General features: G+C 37.1%; 18 protein-coding genes. 2 read left to right on the top strand and 16 right to left on the bottom strand.

Annotated elements, in window-relative coordinates; genetic code table 11:
• Positions 1-10 precede the first annotated feature (10 nt).
• From AOR04_RS17695 to AOR04_RS17655, 9 genes are all read right to left on the bottom strand, one after another.
• Entirely contained in the window at positions 11-724 is a 714-nt protein-coding gene (locus tag AOR04_RS17695) for a glycosyltransferase (RefSeq protein ID WP_007378782.1), read from the bottom strand.
• A 27-nt stretch (positions 725-751) separates the two neighbouring features.
• Positions 752-1,498, bottom strand: a complete 747-nt coding sequence (locus AOR04_RS17690; RefSeq protein WP_096794167.1) for a TIGR04282 family arsenosugar biosynthesis glycosyltransferase — start codon at positions 1,496-1,498, stop codon at positions 752-754.
• A gap of 241 nt (positions 1,499-1,739) precedes the next feature.
• Positions 1,740-2,492, bottom strand: a complete 753-nt coding sequence (locus AOR04_RS17685) for a glycosyltransferase family 2 protein (RefSeq protein ID WP_007378780.1) — start codon at positions 2,490-2,492, stop codon at positions 1,740-1,742.
• On the bottom strand, positions 2,485-4,839 hold the full coding sequence (locus tag AOR04_RS17680; protein ID WP_096794166.1) for an NAD(P)-binding domain-containing protein: 2,355 nt from the start codon (positions 4,837-4,839) through the stop codon (positions 2,485-2,487). The genes AOR04_RS17685 and AOR04_RS17680 overlap by 8 nt, the downstream gene beginning before the upstream one ends.
• 29 nt (positions 4,840-4,868) lie before the next feature.
• A complete protein-coding gene (locus tag AOR04_RS17675; RefSeq protein ID WP_232525554.1) occupies positions 4,869-6,251 on the bottom strand; it encodes a glycosyltransferase 87 family protein in 1,383 nt (460 codons plus the stop codon).
• A 13-nt stretch (positions 6,252-6,264) separates the two neighbouring features.
• Positions 6,265-7,773, bottom strand: a complete 1,509-nt coding sequence (locus AOR04_RS17670; protein WP_007378777.1) for a glycosyltransferase — start codon at positions 7,771-7,773, stop codon at positions 6,265-6,267.
• 3 nt (positions 7,774-7,776) lie between these two features.
• Positions 7,777-8,634: a hypothetical protein gene (locus AOR04_RS17665; protein WP_096794164.1), complete on the bottom strand. Its 858-nt coding sequence runs from the start codon at positions 8,632-8,634 to the stop codon at positions 7,777-7,779.
• 526 nt (positions 8,635-9,160) lie between these two features.
• Positions 9,161-9,838 (bottom strand): haloacid dehalogenase type II, encoded by a 678-nt coding sequence (locus AOR04_RS17660; RefSeq protein ID WP_096794163.1) that lies wholly within the window; start codon positions 9,836-9,838, stop codon positions 9,161-9,163.
• Between the two features lie 80 nt (positions 9,839-9,918).
• Positions 9,919-10,695, bottom strand: coding sequence for a DODA-type extradiol aromatic ring-opening family dioxygenase (locus AOR04_RS17655; protein ID WP_096794162.1), 777 nt, complete (start codon positions 10,693-10,695; stop codon positions 9,919-9,921).
• 106 nt (positions 10,696-10,801) lie between these two features.
• Between AOR04_RS17655 and AOR04_RS17650 the strand changes: the two genes are divergently transcribed.
• Positions 10,802-11,707: a LysR family transcriptional regulator gene (locus AOR04_RS17650; RefSeq protein ID WP_096794161.1), complete on the top strand. Its 906-nt coding sequence runs from the start codon at positions 10,802-10,804 to the stop codon at positions 11,705-11,707.
• Between the two features lie 45 nt (positions 11,708-11,752).
• On the opposite strand, the gene AOR04_RS17645 is transcribed toward AOR04_RS17650, so the two are convergent.
• A complete protein-coding gene (locus AOR04_RS17645) occupies positions 11,753-12,328 on the bottom strand; it encodes a DJ-1/PfpI family protein (protein WP_033030093.1) in 576 nt (191 codons plus the stop codon).
• Between the two features lie 86 nt (positions 12,329-12,414).
• Positions 12,415-13,665: an NADH:flavin oxidoreductase/NADH oxidase family protein gene (locus AOR04_RS17640; RefSeq protein WP_096794160.1), complete on the bottom strand. Its 1,251-nt coding sequence runs from the start codon at positions 13,663-13,665 to the stop codon at positions 12,415-12,417.
• A gap of 100 nt (positions 13,666-13,765) precedes the next feature.
• On the opposite strand from AOR04_RS17640, the gene AOR04_RS17635 reads away from it, so the two are divergent.
• Positions 13,766-14,173, top strand: coding sequence for a MerR family transcriptional regulator (locus AOR04_RS17635; RefSeq protein WP_007379075.1), 408 nt, complete (start codon positions 13,766-13,768; stop codon positions 14,171-14,173).
• Positions 14,174-14,209: 36 nt separating this feature from the next.
• On the opposite strand, the gene AOR04_RS17630 is transcribed toward AOR04_RS17635, so the two are convergent.
• From AOR04_RS17630 to AOR04_RS17610, 5 genes are all read right to left on the bottom strand, one after another.
• Positions 14,210-14,401 carry a DUF3185 family protein gene (locus tag AOR04_RS17630; RefSeq protein WP_007378812.1) on the bottom strand — a complete coding sequence of 64 codons (192 nt, stop codon included), beginning with the start codon at positions 14,399-14,401 and terminating at the stop codon, positions 14,210-14,212.
• A 103-nt stretch (positions 14,402-14,504) separates the two neighbouring features.
• A complete protein-coding gene (gene rmuC, locus AOR04_RS17625) occupies positions 14,505-15,971 on the bottom strand; it encodes a DNA recombination protein RmuC (RefSeq protein WP_096794159.1) in 1,467 nt (488 codons plus the stop codon).
• 939 nt (positions 15,972-16,910) lie between these two features.
• Complete coding sequence (locus AOR04_RS17620) at positions 16,911-20,057, bottom strand: DEAD/DEAH box helicase (RefSeq protein WP_096794158.1); 3,147 nt, start codon at positions 20,055-20,057, stop codon at positions 16,911-16,913.
• Between the two features lie 423 nt (positions 20,058-20,480).
• Positions 20,481-21,443, bottom strand: coding sequence for a transcriptional regulator (locus AOR04_RS17615; RefSeq protein WP_096794157.1), 963 nt, complete (start codon positions 21,441-21,443; stop codon positions 20,481-20,483).
• 15 nt (positions 21,444-21,458) lie between these two features.
• Complete coding sequence (locus AOR04_RS17610) at positions 21,459-22,697, bottom strand: AAA family ATPase (protein WP_007378808.1); 1,239 nt, start codon at positions 22,695-22,697, stop codon at positions 21,459-21,461.
• Between the last annotated feature and the right edge of the window lie 160 nt (positions 22,698-22,857).

Here is a 22,857-nt window from a genome sequence, read left to right as displayed (position 1 = left end):
GGTAAATACCTTATTTTTGTCTTTCGTCGTATTGAGTATTAAGCTGAATACCTTTTTCATAGCGCTGATTCATCGCAGTATCTGAACGGTTAAAATAATATAACCACTTCATGTACTGATTAGTTAAAGCCTGTCGATAGAGTCCGTTAACTTGAAAGCGTATCGCAGAGGTTTCGCTAATAAACGGTAGACGCTTTGCTTTACATTTGAGTTTAAGCCGTAAACATAGCTCTGTATCTTCAAAAATATCTATTAGCGGCAACATACCTACGTCGAGTAGAAGTTGTTTTTTTGCAAATAAACAATGGTCTAAATAATACACTCCCCGTTTATCACCGCGAATATAATTAGAATACCAAGAGGTAAACTGAAGTAATGGATGGCGTATATTAAATTTATGGGTAAATGCCCCCCACGACATCTGATCTGCGTGTTTGTTTAACGCATTCAACCCTGCAATATCAATTATGCTACGAGGGTGATGAAGCACAATTGTGTCAGCATTTGCTTGCACAATACCCGCATTGAGCCGGCCTGCTCGTGATGCTATATCGGTTTTAATTAAGCACACGCCCGCAGCATTAATTATATCGATGGTGTTATCGGTGCTTCCCCCATCCACACAAATTATTTCGCAGTTTTTTAAATGTTGATACGCCTTGAGGATCCGTTGTAAATACCCTGTTTTTTCTTCATTTAAAGTAGGAATAATAATACTTAACATACTTTTATAACCTCATAGTTCAGAATATTACTCATGAAAACTCACTTTAGCGAGCGAGAATAGATCATTAATTGTATGTAATAGAGCTTTACGTGCTGGGCGAGTATCTGACTGTAGATCAATAAATAATTTTTTAAGATCGCTGACATAATCAATATCGTAACCTGGTAAGCAATACTTCACCGATAATTTATTCTGCCTACACTGTTGTGATAATGATTGTGATAATTCATTCGTGCTCCAAGGTAAATGGGTTAGTACTGGCCAAGCTACTTTGTTAGCCATAATGATGACGCCACCATCATCAGCGTGATGCAAAGCTACGTCATTACTTTGTAATGCACTAATCGTTGCCTCAAAATATTGATGGTTAAGTATTGGAGCATCAGTACCTATGAACACTAGTTGCTCATGCCCTTGTACTCGCAGCTGATTATCAACATAGTTTAATCTATCGCCTAAGTTACCTAATTGCCCAAGCGGTAATTGCGTTATTACGTGGGCATTACTTACTAAAGAATGCGCCCACTGAATATCGCTTTCGCTTGAACAAGCAATAACAACAGGCCCTTGCCAATTATTAGCATCTTCTATTGCGCATGCTAATAATGCATGTGCAATTTTAAGTGCGCATTGCGCATTCGAGCCTTCAGCAAGCCGCTGCTTACCTTGGTTGAGTTTAGGCCGTTTACAAAAAACAACTAACGTCGCTTGATTTATAACTAATCTAATTGTTTGTTTTGACGCTTTATTACTTTGGTTTATTTTATTCATTTTAATCACAGCTCACGTAGCACTAATAATTTTGTAATTCGCATTTATAACTAGGGCTTGTTTATCTTTCTAGGCTGAGTTTGCAGCCGTATATTTGGTTTTTAGGTAGGGCTGAGCCTATGTGGTGTTGTTATTTCCCGTAAAGAGGCAATAACGCAACATCAATGCCAAGCATGTACTGCCCTTAGGTAGTACTAAAGACGACTTACTCTTTGTTGCTCGGTTATTACTTAGCCCACACTTACTCATACTCACTACCTTTAAGCTGCGCTGTATTTTTAACACTGGATTGGCGAATAAATAACGTTGCAATCATGGATAAAATACCGATACCAGCTTTAATTGAGCCCATTACTGTGCCGCTAATTTTTGATTGTCCTATTCGCACTTTAGAGTCAACAGCGTATTCGCTCACTTGCATACCAAGAATGATCGCTTTAACCTGCATTTCTACAGTCCAGCCAAACGAGGTATCAGCCATATTTAAAGTGTGCAGCGACGAGAAGCGAATGGCCCTAAATGGTCCTAAATCAGTTATTTTTTGCTGCCAAAATAGTGTTATTAAGTGGCTAGATAGCCAGTTACCAAAGAGTTGTGGTTTAGTTAAAGCTCCATTTTCAATGGTGCCTAAGGTTCTTGATCCAATAGCAAGATCGTCACCATTAACAATCCCATTTAGTAATGAAAGGGCTTGATCTACAAAGCAAGAATCATCACCATCTACAAAAAGTACAATATCGCATGAGGGAAGCTTAGCAATAGCGGTTAAGCAGGCAATACCATAACCAGGTGTACTTTGATGAACAACTTGAGCACCATTAGCGGTTGCTACTTTTGCAGTGTTGTCTGTGGAACCATTGTCACAAACAATAACGTTATCAATAACCGCCTGCTCATCAAACATTAAAGTAATCAAATTTCTGACCACAATGGAAATAGCTTGCTCTTCGTTAAGAGCAGGAATAACAACGGCAACTTTATGACCTTTATACATTTTTAATCTCAATAATGTTAACGCCGCCACGTGATTTTTCAGACATTTTCACAGGGCTAGCTGCGAGTGTATCTTTTTTGATAATGGCGGAAGTTTTTCGGTTTATTTCAGCAAAAGACAATGTGCCTGTTGGGCAGGTTTGTACACAGGCGGAGCAACGAACGCATTGTGGATCGGTCATTGGTTGGCCTTTACTTGCAAAAGCCATAACATCAATGCCTTGATGGCATACAGTTGTACATTGATTACAACTAATACATTTCGATTTTTCACTAACAATAGCAAAGCGACCAAAGCGACTGTATATATGCATTAATGCCGCTAATGGACAAGCAAACCGACACCATGTACGCCCTGAGTATTTAAAATAAAGGCCAAACCCTAAAATACCGGCTAATAAAATATCAACGACCCACTTATAACTAAATGCGTTTACTAATTGGTAGTCCTTGTTCTCGCCTTTTAAAAACAGATTAAACATATGGTTCATCCATGACTCAGGATATATCCACCCTAAAACACGAATGACTAATAACACTGCCGCTATTAATAAAATGAACTGGCCAAGCATATTTAGCTTATTCCACTTAGAACCGTGTGGCATTTTATGGCGTTGCAGATCTCCCATAGTTTCAGCCATAGCACCGCAAGAGCAAATCCAACTACAATAAGCGCCTTTGCCCCACTTCATCACAATAATTGGAATAATAACGAATGTTTGAATAGCCCCAATAACTAACCAAGCAACTTGGGGAGTGTCGGTGAATACGGTATACACACCTAACGGCCAAGCGAAGATAAAACTATATGCATGCCAATAAGCGCGTGGGTGTCCCCATTCAGGCCATGTATGCGTCGCAAGTTCTTGCGCTGAGATATAACTGGGAAACAACGCATCGGCAAAGCTTTTGCCTATTCCTGCATCAAATACACCGTTATAGCCAAGTAATGGTAAAATTATTTCTGGCAATAAAAATAATGGAAACAATTGAATCGCAAACAAAACTGACGTTTGTACTGTTACATAAGGTGTTTTGCGTCGTTTAATTCGTAGCCAACCAAAAATACCAATTAATAGGGTATAAAGAACGGTGTAGTAAAACGAACGACTTTTTAAAGAAACCGCTATTGTGCCAATTAAGGTACTGCGATCATTCACTTGCAACGGCCACCATTCACCAAAGCCTGCTATTAAGATTGGCATTTGATCGGGATAAGAAAAAGTACTCCAAAATGAATTTAAAAAACCATAGCCTTTCCAATCGTATAATGCAGTTAATGCGACTAAAAACAGGGCAAAGAAAGCCCAGCCAGACCATGTGCTTTCACCACTGATATTCATTTTTGAACGTCTGAAGAAATCTAACGGGGCTTCACGACCAGTCGCTAACAACACGCTATCGTTATCTAATATTTCATCTGTACCATCTTTATTTTTTAACTGCACAGACCGTGGTGAAATTTTACTGACTTGAGTCGCCATTTTAAGCGTCACTTTGTCATCTTTTACTAATTGAGTTACTTGTTCGACATTCTCTGGTTTTGCCCGGTTAAACTGAGTTTGTCGATAAGATAAAGTAACTTTAGCGCCTTCCTCTGCTGTTGCAATCGCAGCCTCTAATGCGCTATCACCTCCGCCAACGATTAATAGTTCTTTATCTTTATAGTATTGTGCGTCAATAAAACGATTTGCTACCTTTGGTAAATCTTCACCTTCAACATTTAATTTTCGATAACTTCCAGAGCGCCCAATAGCAACAATCACACGGTGAGCCACTAAGCTATCACCATTCTCTAAAGTAACACGTAGTTTGTTGCCCTCTTTATTTACATGGCTAACTTGCGCCAGTTTAGCTTCAATACTGTGGGCAGTAGTTTGCTCTTTAAGTTCGCTCAACAGGTTTTCTTTATGACTTACTTTATTTGAAAATTGTAATTCGCCTTCAGGCTTCATGTCAGTGGGGTAAGTATAAATAGGTTTATTATTAGGAAAATTTTCAATCGTTGAAAATGGTTTATTACCTTCTAACAACGTAACATTAAGCTGCTGTTTTTTACCTTCAATAGCGGCAGAATACCCACTAACACCACCACCAATAACAATAATATCTACAACATCAGCTGTTTGCGTACGGGTACTAAAAGTAGTATCAGCAATAATGGTTCGAATAGCTTTAGCGCCCGTATCGCTGGAGAATTTAAGTAAAGGAATACCCGTTAAATCACCAACAACATACACACCTTTAATATTGGTTGTGCCATCGGCATTCACTAATGGTTGCTTTTCTACAGTACGATCAGGCCATTGTCCGTGCAACCAGTGATAATAATTATTAATAATGTTCAATTTGTATATTCCAATATAAAGTTTTATGTTTATGAATTATCAATGTGATTCAGCTTTGAAGTCTTTTTGATGCCGTGATAAATCAGCCTCAATAACGTTAACGCGTATAAAACACCTAAAAGTACAACAGGCCAAAGCGCAGGTTGCCATTGTTGACAGCAAAGGAAATTACCGAGCACTTCGTATGTCATGGGCATAAGTAATAACCAAGTAAGTAAATAAATATTTGGGCGCAAGGCAAGCAAGGGAACTAACGGGAGTAAATACCAAGGAAAAAGCACAGGGCTTAACATAAGAGGTAAAGCCAAGGCTGCTTGCATACAAAAATAAATAGCCGATGTACTCATGTAGCGGGCTTTACTGTATCTAAAACTTGTATAAGCAATAAACAACACCGCAATAACTCCCATAACAAAAAGCGCTAAAACAACCTGAGAATTAGTTAATAGAGAATCAAGTGCAGTAAAAATAGGGGACGCATTACGCCATTTTTCAAAAAACACACTAATACTGCCTACGGGTACGTACCCAAGCGCAATGGTAGTACCATAAATTAGCGCGACAGTCGTAACCCAGCTGAGCACCAACATTAGAGCGGGTTTTAATGATTTTTGTAAAAAAAATAATGGTAGTAATAACATAACGGGTAAAATTTTCAGCGACATACCAATACCAATAGCGATACCGCAATATAAAAGTAATTGTCGCTGCCAAAAATAAATTGCGACAACAACTGCCAATGCAGAAAAAGCATCTATGTGTAACCCAACACCAGTTTCTAAAATCAGCAGTGGCGACAACGCAACAAGTGCTAAATTATTTAATTTGTTGGCCTTTTTTAATACTAAAGCCGACACGTACACCGTTAATAACCCTGCAAGTAATAGCAAAAACCACCATACCAACTGTGCCTTTTCAACTCCAAATGATGATGAAAAAGTAAATAAAGCCAACGCTAATGGAGGATAAATAGTGACATAAGCTGCATGCTCTTTAGGTGGTTGCCACTGTTCTCGCAATTGTGTTAATTCAATCGCGTCATGGCTTATGCTATAAGGGTCGTAGCCTTCATATGCTATTCGCCCATCAAATAGGTAACGACTTGTATCATTAGAGGTATAAGGCTCAACGTCAATCAATACAATACGCATTAGAAAAGCGGTGATTAGTAGCAGCTTATAATTTTTTAAATAACGTGATTTAGGAGATAAAGACCAAGCTACCAACATAAAAAATGCCATTAAACAATATTGAATAATGGTATAAACTCCAATACTGCTAACAGGAAATTCAGTATTGCTTTGCGACGTATTTGCTAAAAAATAACTCGAAAAACTCAGGGCAATTAAACTAGCTAAGCTTATAAAATAAAGCCAAGATTTACTTTTAGTTGTGAAACTTGGCTTAAACAATTGCAGGTTCATTTTAAGCGTGTCTAGATAGCTGATAATGACTATAAAAGCTATTAACTGCAGACATAACAAACCCAAGAGCTAACAACGATACAAATGGCAATATAAACCAATATTGGTAAATAACAGCCCACACTAAAACTACGACATAGATAGCTGCAACTAAAAATTCAAAAATGGCACCTTTAGGAGGTAAAGGTTTATAGTGCGGCTTATTTTTAAAGCCCTGCGAAGCTTGATTTTCACTTTTATAAGTATGTTCTGCTTTTTGTAGTTCACCTGTTTTAGGTGTGCGGACAAATTCACTTTCTTTGCCCATTAAAGCTTCAAAACCAGCCTTAGAATTATTAATTGCCAACTGTATACCTAACAATACTAAGTTAGGTAATTTTGCTAATGCACGTATTTTTGAGCGACCTAAAACCACTTGACCAAAATATAGGTATGCAATGTGTCCGCCTGAAGACATCAATAATAAGGCAATATCAATCCACCAAACGTTTATGTAATCATATTGCGCACGTAAATATAAGCTAGGTAATAAGAAAAATAATGTATCTAGCATCATGACTAAATAAGCTAGGTTATTTGATAAATGAAACGTTGATTCAAGTTTTTTAACAAGCGGTATTTTTGCTTTCCATACTGTTTTTAGCATTTTAAGCATGACTTGTACGCCACCTTTAGCCCAACGGTACTGCTGAGTTTTAAACGCATTCATATCAGCAGGCAGCTCACCTGGACATGTTATATGATTTAAATACTGCATTTTCCAACCAGCTAGTTGAGCTCTATAACTTAAATCTAAATCCTCAGTTAAAGTATCAGCACTCCAATGGCCTGCATCAATAATGGCTGAAGTACGCCAGATACCTGCAGTCCCATTAAAGTTAAAAAGCATATCACTCGCACAGCGCACATGCTGTTCTAACCCAAAATGAGCATCGAGCATTACAGCCTGTGTTTTTGTTAATAAGCTACTACGACGATTTAAATGCTCCCATCGCAACTGCACCATGGCAATATCAGTTTGAGTGAAAAAATGAATACTTTTTAATAATGTATCCGGAGTAGGTATAAAGTCAGCATCAAAGATAGCAATAAATTCACCATCGGCCGTTGTCATTGCCTCTTTTAATGCACCAGCTTTAAAACCATGACGATTGGTTCGCTGTACGTGCTCAATATTTATGCCTTGTAGCTTATAATGCGATACACGTTCAGCAATAACCTCACTTGTATCGTCATTAGAATCATCAACAATTTGTATTTGTAAACGATCAGCCGGATACTCCAATAATACAATTGAATCAACAATCCTTTTGGCAACTAACCTTTCATTATAAAGTGGAATTTGAACTGTTATCTTTGGTAATTTCTCAAACATTTTAGGTGATTGAGGTGTAAAATTTCGATATTTAAACCATCGAAATACCATAGACAAACGGTGCAAACCAAATAAAGATAAAATAGCTAATAATAAAAAATGAACAACAAGTACTAACGAACCAATTAACGACATAATTTAATAAACCTTAGTAATACCAAATTGAATATTATTACCTTGCAGGATATTGCTACCGTAAATTTCACGTGTAAAAGTAAGCTCAATACCAAAGCCAGCTAATGACGAGTTTTTATCAAAATTCCAACCTGTAGCCAGTTCAAATTTTCCTGAGTCAAACTCTAAAGGATTTGATAAATTTGCAGCATTGATTGAAGTTGACGAATCTGCATTTTCTGCACTTAGTATTCCGTCAAGTTTGGCACGCATATAAATGTTTTTATTAACGTTAAAACCATACTCAAGCAAGTATCTGTATTCGTCAGAAGGCTCTGCGGTACGAACCCGATAACCAACTTCAGCCCCAATATAACCAAACTTATCCAACCCTTTGCCTAACAATATTTTGGCTTCGTAGTCTTCTTGGTTATTTCCTAACCCATCATCCTCATCATATAAAAAAGGGGTTTTAACTAAAAAAGAAGTAGATAGAACAAAAGGTTCTGCCTGCCATTGATATCGAATACCAACCTCGGTATCACCAAAACCGCTGGCGCTACTTGTGCCCGTTACAGAATCTTCTTGTTCATAGCTTTGATGTAATAATGAGCCATAAATAGAGAAGTTATTCCCTAAACCATGCTCCAAGTAAAGTGATGTATTTTGCCCTTCAAAACGCTCAAAGGTTGGGTTGTTTCCACGATATTTGCTCGACGTATAATCAGCGTAACCTAACTTAATATAACCACTTCCTTCTTCACCAACCCATGCCCCAGCCGACACGTTAACTGACGCGAAGCTGATAGATAGAGCGATGGCTGAAAAAGATATTCCCTTTAATATGTAACTTTTTTCATTGTGATCTTTTTTAAATTTCATTTTTATTTTCCACTAATTTATTAAATTTAAATTTTGAAGTAATTAACTAAATTTTTATCGTGATTTTCAATTAGCATGTTTTATTTCGCTTTAAGTTTAAAAAACCAGACGTTTATAAAATAAATAATGCTTATTTATGAAAAAAATCAAAAACTGATAATTTTTTTAATTAATCTAAACCTGTTGATATCAAGTGATGCTGTTGCTCTAAGCTAAAACCTAAAGTTTGTTATTTAATTTAGGAACATTATGGAAGGTAAGTTTCGCAACTGTGTCACGAATTAATCACAAAATTATCACATTTTATCAATAGGGAATGAGCGCTCTGATATAAGCTCTAATTCAGATGAAATAGGGCATTAATTGCGCTTATTAATACAGAGATTAAGTTAAGAGGGTAGGGGTAAAAAACTAGACTAGTAAATAAACACTTGCTAAAGAATATAGCATTAATAGTGGTTCAAACGTAAACCCCCTTTACACCTAAAATGCACAAACACCAAAGGTATAAAGGGTATGATTAAAATTAGTTAACGCTTTCTAATTTTACTTTTAAATCGAGTAAATCGGTTGCGATTGTATTTGGCTGTATTTCCCAAGGATCGAAAATAGACTCCTCAGATCGTTGAATCCACGCTGCACGCATACCATGTGATATAGCACCGGTTACATCAAACGGGTTACTTGATACAAGCCATGTGTTTGCGCCAGTTGAATTGGTTTCGCGTAAAAAGTGACTATAAACCCCAGGGTTTGGTTTAAAGGTTTTAACGTCGTCGGCACTTACTACCCTTTCAAAAAGCTCACTAATGCCAGCGGTTTCTAATAAGGTATGAACTGCGTCGGCAGCCCCATTTGAAAATGCAAACAAACGGTAATCCTTCGCTTTTAATTGCTCAAGGCCTGCTTTTACATCATCGAACGCAGGAAGCGTTTTATAAAGCTCTAGCAGTTGCTCTTTTTGATCTTCACTTAGCTCGGTTTTGTGCGCTAAGCAGGCGTAATCGAGTGCGTGTTTTGTACATAGCGAAAAGGGAATATAATTTTGCATTAATCCACGTCTAAATGAATACTCTAATTGCTTTTCGCGCCATGTATTTGAAAATGCTTGGGCGTTATCGCCAATCATATCGTCGAGTAGGGACAGTACGCCGTGAGTGTTTATTAGCGTACCGTATACGTCAAACGCAAGTGTAGTTGCCATGTTTGCTCCGCAATAAAATAAATTAAGTTGGTTTTAGAGTACTTGCTTGCAGCTTAACTTAATTTGAACGAACGCTCAATTTAATAAAACTTGTATGCATCAAGCGCTAAAATATCCATTTCGATGTCTTCATGTATTTTTTCAACTTGACCGTCACCACTACCAAGCGCTGCAAAAAGAGGTAAAAAGTGCTCTGCAGTAGGGTGGTTAAATAAAGCATGGGGTGCTTCATCTAAATAGTTAAGTAACGCTTGGGTGTTTTGCGTTATTAACTTTTGCTCAACCCAATGGGTAAACTCATTAACCATTTGAACACGGTTAGGTGTAGGAGGGCTTTTAAATATTTCACGTAGATTGTGACTAATACCGCCTGAGCCAATAATTAATACGTTATCGCTGCGCAGTGGTGCAAGTAACTGTCCGTATTTATACATAGCTTTAGTGCCAAGACGTGTATTAATAGATACCTGAACTATAGGAATATTAGCTGCTGGGTATATTAAGCGCAGCGGGATCCACACACCATGATCCCAACCTTGCTTGGCACTTTGCACGGCTTTAATACCCGCCTTGTAAAAGTACTCACTAATAGTATTAGCAAGCTTAGGGTCTCCTAGTGCTGGGTATTGAATTTCATACAGGGGCTTGGGGAAGTTATAAAAGTCGTGAATAGTCTGCGGCGCATCTCCCGATGTAATAACTATATCGTGCGGTTCATCAAAGTGGGCAGAAAACACCACAATAGCTCGTGGTTTACTAAGCGTTTGACCTAATGATGCAAGAAAATCTGACGTAGCCGATTGCTGTACAGCCATCATTGGCGAACCGTGAGATATAAATAAAGCGGGCTGAGTCATGCTAAAACCTTAAACAAATAGATGTGTTATTAAGCACTATATTAGTTTTTATTTTGACGATAAATATGGTATTTATTTATACATTATCAATAAAGTATTGTTAAAGATGGATAAACTCACCACCATGAAAACCTTTTTGGCCGTTGTGCAAGAAGGATCGTTTTCAAAAGCGGCCGATAAGCTCGATATTTCCCCGCAGTTAGTCAGCAAATATATTTCTGCGCTGGAAGATAATCTACACACGCGTTTATTACACCGTACAACGCGAAAAGTAAGTGTAACAGAGGCTGGGAATCAATATTATCAGCGTTGTCAGCAGGTGCTTGTTGATATTGAAGACATGGAAAACTCACTAAATAACTTAAGCGAGAATGTTTCGGGTGTACTTAGTATTAGTGCACCTATGTCATTTGGTACTAAGCATTTAGCAGGTTTGCTGGTTGATTTTCAAAAGCAGTATCCAAATTTAAAGTTAGACTTACGGCTCACAGACCAATATGTAGACATAGTAGAGCAAGGTATTGATATTGCGCTGCGCATTGGCGTATTAAAAAATTCAACGCTCATAGCTAAAAAAATTGCCCCTATACACCTAGCGGTATTTGCGTCACCCGATTATTTGAAACTCCATGGCACGCCACAAACGCTTTTAGATTTACAGTCGCATAATTATTTACGCTATTCCCTTAGCGAGCCCACAAAACGCCTATTTGGAGTTAATGAGCTAAAAAGCGAGCTAAAGCTTGAAAGTAACTTTGTGGCTAACAATGGTGACTTACTACTAAATACAGCCATTGCGGGAGGTGGTATTGCTATGCAGCCCACATTTATTGCAGGCGAAGCGCTGGCTCAAGGTAAAGTAGTGCGCATTTTACAAGACTATGAACCCGACCCAATGGGACTCTACATGGTGTATGCTAATAGACAGTTTTTACCGAGCAAAGTGCGTGCTTTTGTTGATTTTGCGAGCGACTTTTATGGCGATACCCCATACTGGGACTTAGGGGAGTGATATGTCGATTACAAACAGTTGTATAAGTAGTTTTACTTGGGCCTGTTATTTTTTATGCCACTGATATTCCATTTGTTTTGCTGTTAAGCAAGCAAATTCATCAGTACTGCACAATGCTACTAATTGCAGGCTCATATCTATGCCAGCCGAGATCCCCCCTGATGTGATAAATTGATTATGCTGCACCCAACGTTTATCACTAATTACATTTAAATCAGGAAATAATAACGCCAATTCATTTTGATCTTCCCAATGCGTTGTTACATTTAAGCCATGTAATAAATCGGCTTTTGCGAGCAAAAACGCGCCCGTACATACAGACGCAACACGAGTAGCTGTTTTTGCACTTTTACTGATCCAATCAATCACCTGCTTTTTATTAAATTCGGCGGTGTGATCGCCACCTACCACAATTAATAAATCAATATGAGGGTGATCTAAAAAGTTGTAATGGGGGTTTACACTAAAACCTCCGCGCGCTATTACAGGCTTACTTTGCTCTGCAATAAAAAATACATTCCAGTTATTTTCAGCTAAACGCTTAGCGGTACTGAAAACTTCAAAAGGGCCAGAAAAGTCGAGTACTTCTGCGTTATCATAAATATAAATGCCTATATTCATTTAGGTCTCAAAAAGCTCAAATTAATATGAAGCTTTACCTTAGCCTATAAAATCATCATTGGTGTATTATTTTAATTTAAGAAACCCTACTTAGCCTCAACATTAAGCTCATGAGCAAAGCGTTTACGGTAACGCCTAGTTAATTTAACCGAACGTAGTTGGTCGCCAATTAAAGTAAATATTGGTGAGGCATTTATTTTTACGGGTTTGCCTTGGCCTATACGGCATATTTGTCTTTTAACCATTGCCATAGTGGCAAGTCCTGCGAGAGTTTTATCTTGCCAAGTAACATTGGGTAACACGGCTAATTGCAGTGGCTCATTTTGCCATTTGTTTGGTAAATTTGGTTGGTATGCAAGCGCAGTGGCAATACCCACGAGGGCAACGCCACTTTCAATCACGTTGTTGGCAATAGATAAGCGACTAATACCGCCTGTAGTCATTATTGGGACTGATGAGCGTTGGCTAATCGCTTTTGCAAACTCTAAAAAATACGCTTCGCGGGCAAGTGTGCGCTGATCACCTGTTTTTCCTTGCATGGCAGGTGCTTCGTAACTACCACCCGAAAGCTCTACAAAATCAACATTGAGTTTATTCAATAAGTCCACTACAACTTGCGCGTCACTGGGTTCAAACCCACCTCGTTGAAAATCAGCAGAGTTTAACTTTACCGAAACCGAAAAGGTAAGTGAGCAAGTAGCTTTAATACTGCGGGTTATTTCGAGAAGTAAGCGAGCTCTATTTTGTAAACTCCCTCCCCATTTATCGTCGCGCTTATTGGTTAGTGGCGATAAAAACTGAGCCAGTAAATAACCATGCGCTGCATGTATTTGTACGCCATTAAAACCTGCTTTTTCAGCTTGCTGCGCAGTTTGTGTAAAGCGGGTAATAACATCGTCAATATCAGTTTTCGTCATCGCTTTTGGTACGCCAAACAAGTGCGAGTGCTTACCCATATTAAGTGCAACACTTGACGCTGATAGAGCCTTTCCACCCATTTTTTTAAATACTTGCCTACCAGGGTGATTAATTTGCATCACCACTTTGCAATTATTTTGCTGCGATAAACGAGCAAGCTCTGCAAAGGCAGTAATATCGGTACTTTTTTCAAGCACAAGGCCGCCTGGGCCTGTCATCGCTAAATGATCAATCATTACATTGCCAGTAATAATTAGCCCTGCTCCCCCCTCTGCCCATGCGCTATAAACATTTTTGAGTATTTGGGAGGGCGTTTGATCCTCTTGCGCAAGGTTTTCTTCCATAGCGGCTTTGGCAATACGGTTTTTTAATACTAAACCACTTGGCAAGGTAAAAGGGGTAAATACAGGGTTACGCATAGTTATGGGCTAATTAAATTGACATTAAAACAACTATAACCTTAAAGTTAGCTTGAAGGTCAACCTACTAAGTTTATGTAAAGTGGAGTTATTATTAGTTATGAAAATAGGCGAACTTGCAAAACTTACCAACATACCCGCCAGTACTATTCGCTTTTACGAAAGCAAAGGGTTATTAACACCAACCACTCGCAGTGCTAATGGTTATAGGCTGTACACCCAACAAAACTTAGAAAAATTGCAGTTAATTAAATTTTCACAAAGCTTGGGATTTTCACTCAACGAAATACCTTTATTACGTAACGAAAACGACGAGCTAAACCACACAGTAATAATTGAACGTCTAGAAAAAAAACAAAAAGAAGCTGAAATTTTGATTGAGAAAATGCAGAAAAAGTCACAACGTATTGGCAGTTTAACTACGTTACTCAACTCTTATTGGGATAAAGGCGAATGCCTGCCAGAAGGCAAATTGAATGAATTACTAAAAGTGATAGATTACGAATAAATGAATACAGCTTACTAAAATAAGCTGTATTTTATATTACTTAAGCTTTTTAATGCCAATTAATACACAGATGGCACCGCCAATAATACCCGCCCATGCTTCTATTGGTGTATCACCACTGAATGCACGGCTTAACTGCGAAACCGCCGCATCATACACGTCATATCCCCACATAATTAAAGCGATACCTATAACGATTAAAACAATACCTATAATCTTATTACTCATAAACACCTCTAATCTCTAACGTACATTATTTAATAATATTTACTTAAGTGTGCTTTAAAACTTAAGGTAAGTTTTTATTTTAAGTCAAAACACTTAAAATAATTTAATCGAGCTCTAGCTGCGCACGTTCAACGCTCTCACTAGGTAACTCTTTTTGTACCGATACACCAAGCTCTTTAAACTCTGATGCTTGTTTAATTAAATTACCTTTACCGCGGTATAATTGCGAGAACGCTTTGTCGTAACTTTCTTTCGCTTTATCAAGCTGCTTACCTACGCCTTCCATACTTAATAAAAAACCATTGAGCTTGTTATAAAAACGCTCAGCTCGATTTGCCAACTCTTTTGAATATTTGGTTTGCTCTTCAAAACGCCAAAGCTGTTTAACAATATTTAAACTAGTCAGCAGGGTAGTGGGGGTGGCTACTAATATATTTTTTTCGATTGCTTGTTGGTAAATATCACTTTGATATTTAAGCGCCTCAACAAAAGCTGATTCTATTGGTACAAACATAACCACCACTTCTGGCGAGTTAATACCAGGCAAACGGTCGTAAGATTTACTCGCAAGCTCATTAATACGTGCTGTAACCGCATTTACATGCTCTTTAATCGCTTGATTAGCATCTAACTCATTTTCAGCATTTACGTAGCGTGTATAAGCATTTAATGATGTTTTAGCATCAATAACTAAGTGGCGGCCTTGTGGTAAGTACACAACTACATCAGGGCGTAAGCGGCCATCTTCAGTGTTAAACGACACTTCGCGCTTGTAATCAACACCTGCGCGTAAGCCTGCGCTATCTAACACGTTTTCGAGCATGAGTTCCCCCCAATTACCTTGGGTCTTCTTTTGCCCTTGTAGCGCGTTACTGAGCTTGTCGGCTTGATCTGTTATAGCTTGGCTTTTAGCTTGTAAATGCAGTAGCTCAGTTTTTAGCGCGGTCCGTTGCTTTATATCTTCAACGTGTATTGATTCCATTTTTTCTCTAAAACCTTTTAGCTCGCCTTGAACTGGTTTTAATAATTGCTCAATGCTTTCTTGATTTAAGGTTTTAAAGCTTTGTGATTTTTCTTCTAAAATTTTATTGGCTAGATTTTCAAACTCTTTTTTGAGCATATTTTTACTTTGCTCAATTTGCGCGAGTTGCTCACTAAAGCTTTGCTGTTTCTGCTCAAGGGTGGTGCGCATATTATTATACTCAACATCGCGTTGATTATATTGCTCACGAAGCATTGTAAGCTCGTCTTCGGCTTTGCGCCAAAAATGGTTGTATTGAATGCTTTGTTTTTCTTGTTCGCTAAAACGCGTTTTAAAATGCTGCGCCTCATCGCGCTGCTCTTGGTGAGTATGTTCGAGTAGTTCGTGATCCTCAAGTAAGGTGCTGTATTGTAGCTCTTTATTATCAAACTGATTTTGTAAGACTGAAAGCTGTTGTTGTTGTTCGCTTATTTTTAGGTGTAGCTTTTTGCGAAGCTGCGCAGATATAACACCATAAAATACAATACCTAAAATAGCACCAGCGCCTGCACTTAACCAATCGATGTTAGTGAATATTTGAGTGAGCATAAAAATAAACTTATAAGATTTAGAGACATGCCATCATAACCAATAACAAGCAATAGAAGTAGAGGAGCAAAGAAATTACAGACATAAAAAAACCAGCTCAAATAAGCTGGCTAAATATTACTAAATTAAGTAATCAAAGGGAAAATCAACATGTACCCGAGCAAGCTGCAACTTAAATACGCATTTGCCAAAATAAATTACATTATTTGGCTAAGTTGTATAACAACAGGTATTACAGTAGACCGGTAAATGAAGTAATTAATTCAAAAATAATTTAATAACTTTAAGTGATACCAATCAGCATAAGTATTTGAACAACTGAACGAATTAAATCACTTCATACCAAAGCAGATTGGTACAAATTCGTTTATCTGAGTAGTGGTTGATTGGAATTGGCAAATTTTAGGCATAAAAAAAGCCAGTTCAAAATGAAGTGGCTTAATTATTACTAAAATTAGTAATTAAATAGGGGGAATCAACATGAAAACTTGTATTAACTGCAATTAATCAACAAGCATAATAGTAGACGCCTGTTTTTAAATTAAGTTCAGTAAAAACTCAAAAAAATTTAAATAATATTTAAATGATGAATTTTGACCATAAAAAAAGCCAGTTCAAAATGAAGTGGCTTAATTATTACTAAAGTTAGTAATTAAATAGGGGGAAATCAACATAAAACTTGTATTAACTGCAATTAATCAACAAGCATAATAGTAGACGCCTGTTTTTAAATTAAGTTCATAAAAAAATAAAAAATTTTAAAATAAGTGCTAGCGCTATATTTTAGACATAAAAAAAGCCAACTCAAAATGGGCTGGCTCAATCATTACTAAAATTAGTAACTAAATAGGGAAATCAACATTATCGCTTGTGTAAACTGCAATTTAACAACAAGCAAAGTAGTAGACGCACTTTAATTAATTAAGTTCAAAAAAGATTCTAGTTTTTTATTAATGACAACATTTGCTGTTCATCAAACTGGGTAAAACTCATTGATTTATCGGTAAATAATGCATCAACTAAAGCTTGCTTATCTTCTTGCATTTTAAATACTTTTTGCTCAATTGAGTTACTCATTATGAGTTTATATACAAACACAGGGTTCGTTTGTCCAATTCTATAAGCGCGATCGGTTGCTTGTTTTTCTACTGCGGGGTTCCACCAAGGGTCAAAATGTATAACGGTATCTGCCTGCGTTAAATTAAGACCTGTGCCGCCGGCCTTTAAACTAATTAAAAATACCGATGTTTTACCGCTAGTAAATTCATCAATTACTTTATCTCGATGGCGAGTTTGTCCTGTAAGTAGACTAAAATCTATATTTATTTCATCTAGGCGCTTAGCAATTAAGTCGAGTGCCGAAGTAAACTGGCTGAATATAATTACTTTACGACCAAGGCTCAACATCAATGGTAAATGGGTCGTGAGCCATTCTAATTTAGCAGAGCCAGCTTGCGTATCAGGCTCTATTAATTTAGGGTGACAACAAATTTGCCTAAGCTTTAATAATGCTTCTAAAAAGGCTAGTTTACTTTTTTGAACACCTTGCTCTGCAAATAAGTCTATTAACTTTTCTTCAAGAGAGCGTGTAATCCCCTGATACATTTCTTTTTGTTTAGGTTCAAACTCAAACTCTTTTGTTATCTCTGTTTTTTCAGGTAACTCTTGAGCTACTTGCGCTTTAGTACGGCGCAATATAAAAGGCATAATCAACGCTTTTAACTGTTCAGCACGTTCCATGTCAGCTTCACGTTCAATTGGAGTTTGAAAATGTTGCTTAAAATGGGCTTGTGAACCAAGTAATGATGGCATAGCAAAATCGAGTAAAGATTTAAGCTCAAGTAAATTATTTTCGATTGGCGTACCACTTAAACATAACTTAAAATCAGCATTAAGTCGTTTAACTAAGCGCGATACTTGTGCTGTGTCATTCTTAATGTATTGCGCTTCATCGAGAATTATATTTTCGAAATATAATGGCGAGTAATATGCTATATCACGTTTTAACAGCGGATAAGTTGTCAGTATGCATTGCGATTGAGCAAGGTGCTGTAGTGGCTCGTTTCGATGAGAACCAAAAATAGTTGTCACTTTTAAGCCTTTAGCAAACTTAGTTATTTCATTTTCCCAATTACTTACCAAACTTGTCGGACACACGATTAAAGTAGGGCCAGCTTGCGGACGATTATACGCGCTAGTTAAAAAAGCAATCACTTGCAGTGTTTTCCCTAAACCCATATCGTCAGCTAAAATACCACCAAGCTTATGACGTTTTAAAAAGCTTAACCAATCAACGCCCTGTTGTTGGTATTCTCTAAGCTCTACCGACTCATTTAAGCCATGTAAAGATACCTTTGGCATAGCGTGGTCGGTATTATTTAGTTCTTGTAAGTAAAGCTCTAAAGAGTCGTCATGAAGCTCAACATTTATTGCGGTGTGTTTTACAAGCTCAGGCAAGTACGAAAGCGGAATATTAAATTCATCTCTTGTTTTTACAAACTCAAAGCGTTGCTTAAATTCAGTTAGTAAATTAATAGCTGATTTATTGATAACGCCAAATTGACGACCCATTGGATAGTAATGAAATAGCTCACTTTGACGATTTAATGATTGATAAGTTAAATCTTCATTATTAAAAAGTAGCGCAGCTTTTGCACCACTAAGTAATACTTTACAATGCATTTGATGCCCTGCGGCTCTATTCGCATAAAGTGTAACTTCGCTTTGTGGATTAGCAACTGTCATTTTGCTAATCGCTACTTTCCAACCGCGCTCTTTAAAACTTGGAAATACTTCATAGGTAAGCCAATGTAGATGAATAGGGGACTGCTTGGTAAAAACAAACTCACTTTGTAAACCCCCTTTACAAAACTCAAAACCTAAATTCACTAATTCATTTTTAACGGTATTTTCAAACGCATTGTTTATTAAGCTAGCAGGCGCTGCACCTGCTAAATAATTCTTGTTTTTATACTTAAATAACAATGAAAGCGTTAAGCCTTGTTCACCCGTAGTTACTTTTAAAACAGCATTACTAGCTGCTTTAGGTAGCGTTGTTTGTGAATTTGTTGGATGTGGTATAACGCCCGCACCAAAATTATCTGCTAACTGCTTATAAATTCGATCGAAGTTAGCACTATGTAAAGCGGGTATTGTTTGCAAATGTGAGATTTCATCAGCGCTTAATGGCGTACGTATACGCCCTATTTTTAAATAATCTAAATCTATGTATGTAGGTGGCGTTGTTTTAATCAGTGCCCAATTTTTGCTTTGCTCCAAATTAATACCCAACTGCGTTAAATCTTTTTCTTGTTTCCAATTAAAGTTCAGCGCTTGGGCACTTTGTGGCTTAATTGCAACACGAGAGCGTTGTAAAAATAATCGTTCTGTAGCAATAAGTTGTTGCAACGCATTAAAACCCCATAAACCTTTGAGTTCAATATTACCTACAGCATTTTGTGAACGGATCCAACTATAAAGTCTAAAATCACTTTCGAGTAAATCATTCGGGGTTATAAAGCTATTAAGTTGCTGATCGGTAAGGTTACGACCTAATGTGTAATTTTGATCTTTATCATAATTAGCTATTTTAGGTGATAAAAATACTTTGTTATTTTCAATATCTAATACAAAGAGTAAAACTTGCGACGGTATTGTTTGCTCGGCGCTTTTGAGTGCGCTTAACTCACTAAACCAATCATTAATAAAGTAATCTTCTCCGTATTCACCAGAGTGCTCTATTTTTAGTTTTAATAAAATTGCTGCTAGGTGACGGCATTTAGTTTTTATATTACACGTACAATGTGTATCAACCGAATAACCAGTTGGTATTTTACTGATCTCTATACGCTGATTGAACGGTGTACCGTTATCACCTTGCACAGTTGAATCAACAACAGAAAAGTTAGAAGTATGCTCTAACCAACTGATTTTTCCGTTTTTGTAATACTCTTTACCTTTGGCTAGCACATTGGGTCGAAACAGCTTATTTATAAAGCGTTCTGAAAGAGGAAACTGAGTAGCCTGCTCATTTTTAATTTCTTCAAAAATAGCCAGTAAATCATTTTTTGATAAGTTAGCAGACATGTCACTCTAAGGATTAGTTTTTAAAAATAATTCTGCCAGTATATGCCTTATGTGCTCTGAGCTAAAGCTATATTAACGCAATATAAACTGGTTGGAGTTGATTGGTTAGTAAAAAATTGGTTTATAACTAAATTTAGAATGGATTTTGTTGAATAAATTGCAAAATGTTGCTGATTCAAAAAATAAAAACAACTTAAACAATAGTTAGAGCGCTTTTAGATCAGAATTTTACTAACACTTTTTAAAACATATGGTGAATAGATAAAAAAGAGGCGAATAGTTAGTAAAAAAATGATCTACGCAATAAAACAGGCTAAATAAGCACATTAACGGCGTGTACAGATCAGATTTATACTAACTAAATAATATTGCAGATCAATATTTAACTAACAAAACAAACTGGATAGATCGCTATTTTACTAACTAATTAAAAGCACTTAATAGCTTTGTAAGTTGCTCTAAGCGCTTGTCTGTCATCACTTTGTTGTTTATTTTTATAGAAACATCGCCACTTTTAAGATTTCGTTGAAGTGAAACAAAATCATTTTCGAGAACAGCTTCGCGTTTTACTGTAGTTTGCGGTTCAGCTGTTAAGCATTTGGTAACAGCCATTGCACGCTTGTCGTCGCTTGTAATCGCGTTAATGTCATTGTTACTTGCTAGCTCTTGAACCAACCGATTAAAGCTATCAGGATCACGCTCCTTTGCAATAACAAGCTTTTTAGCAACTTCTCTACCAACATGATTAGCCGTAGGATAAAGCGCAATAACCTCAGCTGGTATTTGTTCATAGGCTTTAATTGCATCTGCAATGGCAGTATGCGAAACACCTTCAAGAGCAGCTATTTCTCGGTAAGATCCTTTTTTACCTTGTTCAATTAATTCATTTTTAGTTTGTTGATAAGCTTGTCCTAACTCCCATAAACTTGGTGCTATGTATTGATCAGATGAAACAGCTAAAATTTTTGCATCTTGTTCAGTAAAGTCACTTGAGCTAAGCACTAAATAATCAGCGTTACCTAGAATACAGGCCATACGACGACGTGAACCTGCAAGAACTAAACTTTTGTCACCTTGATCCCAAAGCAAAGCAGGGTGCTGATTTCGACCATCATCGCTAATTGCAGGAAGAATATCTGATACTGACTTTTCGTTAAGAAGTGCCTGTACGCGACGATTTTTGCCATATACACCAGTGGTAGATTCAATATCAGCATGTGCGATCACTTTACAAACAAGCGTAATTTGACGAGCAGGGTCGCTCGGTGCAGGCATTCTAATTACATCGCCAGCATTCGCTTGTTCTAGTAATGCATCAAGACTACTGCTGCCTACAGCTGTTGCAAATGGATCTAAGCGGGTGTCATTTTTACGTTTTTTAGCCATTTTTATTTAACATCCTTACTTAGGCGTATTTAATTTTGATTGTGTGGATTGCCAATTAGATCGAATTAGCATTTCAAGTTCGTCAACAACATCTTTAATGTTTTCTTGTGCACGCATAAGCGATTCACGACTGGCTAAACTATCAGACGCTTTTTGATCAAAAATAGTATTAAAAGATGAAGAGCTCGCTGTAATTGCAGAACTGTGGTTAATTGGGTAACTCATTACTTGGCGGCCAAATGCACTACGAACATCTTTAACAATATCGCGTTGTGAATGGTTACCTTTTACATAATTGGTCACAAGAAACTGCATAAAGTCCCAACCTTCATGTCCAAGCGCAGCAACAGTATGATAAATCTCGCCTAACCTTTTTAGATATTTATTGTTTGCATCAAAATCGACAGCTTCAGGATGAACAGGAATAAGCATCGCTGTAGATGCCATTAATGCATTATAAAACATAAAGTTAAGAGTTGGGGCTGTATCAATAAGTAAAATATCAAACTCATCTTGAACCGGCTCGATTACTTTTTCTAATAACTTATGATAATGGCGAGTTTGCTCATAATTTGAAGTATCTTTTAATAAAGTGGCAGTTTCGTGCTCAAAATAAAAGTCATCCATACCCGATGGTAAAACGCGAATATTTGGAATATGCGTAGGTAAAAATGAGTTTGATACAAATTCAGGCCATGTTTCGCCTTCGTCTAGATCTATGCAATCGCGCATTAAATCACCAACAGTAATTGGATCATGTTCGCTAGAGGGGAAGAAGCTAGATGATGATCCTTGCGGATCTAAATCAATAATACCAATGCGATAACGTTTAATATTGGTTGTGGCAAGTGCCGCTGCAATATTAACCATACTGGTTGTTTTACCACAACCGCCTTTGAGGGAGTTTATAACAATAACTTGAAGTTTGTCGTCGCTAGTGCGGTGATCAGGCTTGATATCCATAATATCAGCCATTGCAAAAATATTTACAAGTGTGTAAGCATAATGGCCATTTGCACCGCGTTTTATGTTTAAATCATCAAAATCACCATTATCATGGCGTCTTTTTAAGGTACGATTATTACAACCTAGTAAATCGGCTGCTGCTTTTTGGGTGTATGTTCTTAACTCTTTTTCTTCGGATTTAAGATGAGCGCGATAATGTTGAATACGTCCTTCTAATGACTTTTCTGCAACTTCAGCAGTCGCTTTTAAAAGTCGATAGGTATTTAGCGCATTATTGTTGATAGACATACTTTCCTTCCTCAAAGTTAGGCAGTAAGTATAATGTCCATTCAATTTGCTGTAAACAACTATTTATGGCGACATGCATTTTAAAAAGAAGACATCTAATAATATTTTTACATCATTAATATTGCTTAGTATAAATAAAGAAGTTTAAAGGTGGTTAAAT

This window comes from Pseudoalteromonas sp. 1_2015MBL_MicDiv (assembly GCF_002407505.1).
In the GTDB taxonomy this organism is placed as follows: domain Bacteria; phylum Pseudomonadota; class Gammaproteobacteria; order Enterobacterales; family Alteromonadaceae; genus Pseudoalteromonas; species Pseudoalteromonas fuliginea.
This window is presented reverse-complemented; position numbering and strand designations above follow the sequence as displayed.

Bases quoted from the DNA above. Each gene is read 5' to 3' on its own strand.
- AOR04_RS17695 (WP_007378782.1), bottom strand. From the start codon at position 724: ATGTTAAGTATTATTATTCCTACTTTAAATGAAGAAAAAACAGGGTAT.
- AOR04_RS17690 (WP_096794167.1), bottom strand. From the start codon at position 1,498: ATGAATAAAATAAACCAAAGTAATAAAGCGTCAAAACAAACAATTAGA.
- AOR04_RS17685 (WP_007378780.1), bottom strand. From the start codon at position 2,492: ATGTATAAAGGTCATAAAGTTGCCGTTGTTATTCCTGCTCTTAACGAA.
- AOR04_RS17670 (WP_007378777.1), bottom strand. From the start codon at position 7,773: ATGTCGTTAATTGGTTCGTTAGTACTTGTTGTTCATTTTTTATTATTA.
- AOR04_RS17665 (WP_096794164.1), bottom strand. From the start codon at position 8,634: ATGAAATTTAAAAAAGATCACAATGAAAAAAGTTACATATTAAAGGGA.
- AOR04_RS17660 (WP_096794163.1), bottom strand. From the start codon at position 9,838: ATGGCAACTACACTTGCGTTTGACGTATACGGTACGCTAATAAACACT.
- AOR04_RS17655 (WP_096794162.1), bottom strand. From the start codon at position 10,695: ATGACTCAGCCCGCTTTATTTATATCTCACGGTTCGCCAATGATGGCT.
- AOR04_RS17650 (WP_096794161.1), top strand. From the start codon at position 10,802: ATGGATAAACTCACCACCATGAAAACCTTTTTGGCCGTTGTGCAAGAA.
- AOR04_RS17645 (WP_033030093.1), bottom strand. From the start codon at position 12,328: ATGAATATAGGCATTTATATTTATGATAACGCAGAAGTACTCGACTTT.
- AOR04_RS17640 (WP_096794160.1), bottom strand. From the start codon at position 13,665: ATGCGTAACCCTGTATTTACCCCTTTTACCTTGCCAAGTGGTTTAGTA.
- AOR04_RS17635 (WP_007379075.1), top strand. From the start codon at position 13,766: ATGAAAATAGGCGAACTTGCAAAACTTACCAACATACCCGCCAGTACT.
- AOR04_RS17630 (WP_007378812.1), bottom strand. From the start codon at position 14,401: ATGAGTAATAAGATTATAGGTATTGTTTTAATCGTTATAGGTATCGCT.
- rmuC (WP_096794159.1), bottom strand. From the start codon at position 15,971: ATGCTCACTCAAATATTCACTAACATCGATTGGTTAAGTGCAGGCGCT.
- AOR04_RS17620 (WP_096794158.1), bottom strand. From the start codon at position 20,057: ATGTCTGCTAACTTATCAAAAAATGATTTACTGGCTATTTTTGAAGAA.
- AOR04_RS17615 (WP_096794157.1), bottom strand. From the start codon at position 21,443: ATGGCTAAAAAACGTAAAAATGACACCCGCTTAGATCCATTTGCAACA.
- AOR04_RS17610 (WP_007378808.1), bottom strand. From the start codon at position 22,697: ATGTCTATCAACAATAATGCGCTAAATACCTATCGACTTTTAAAAGCG.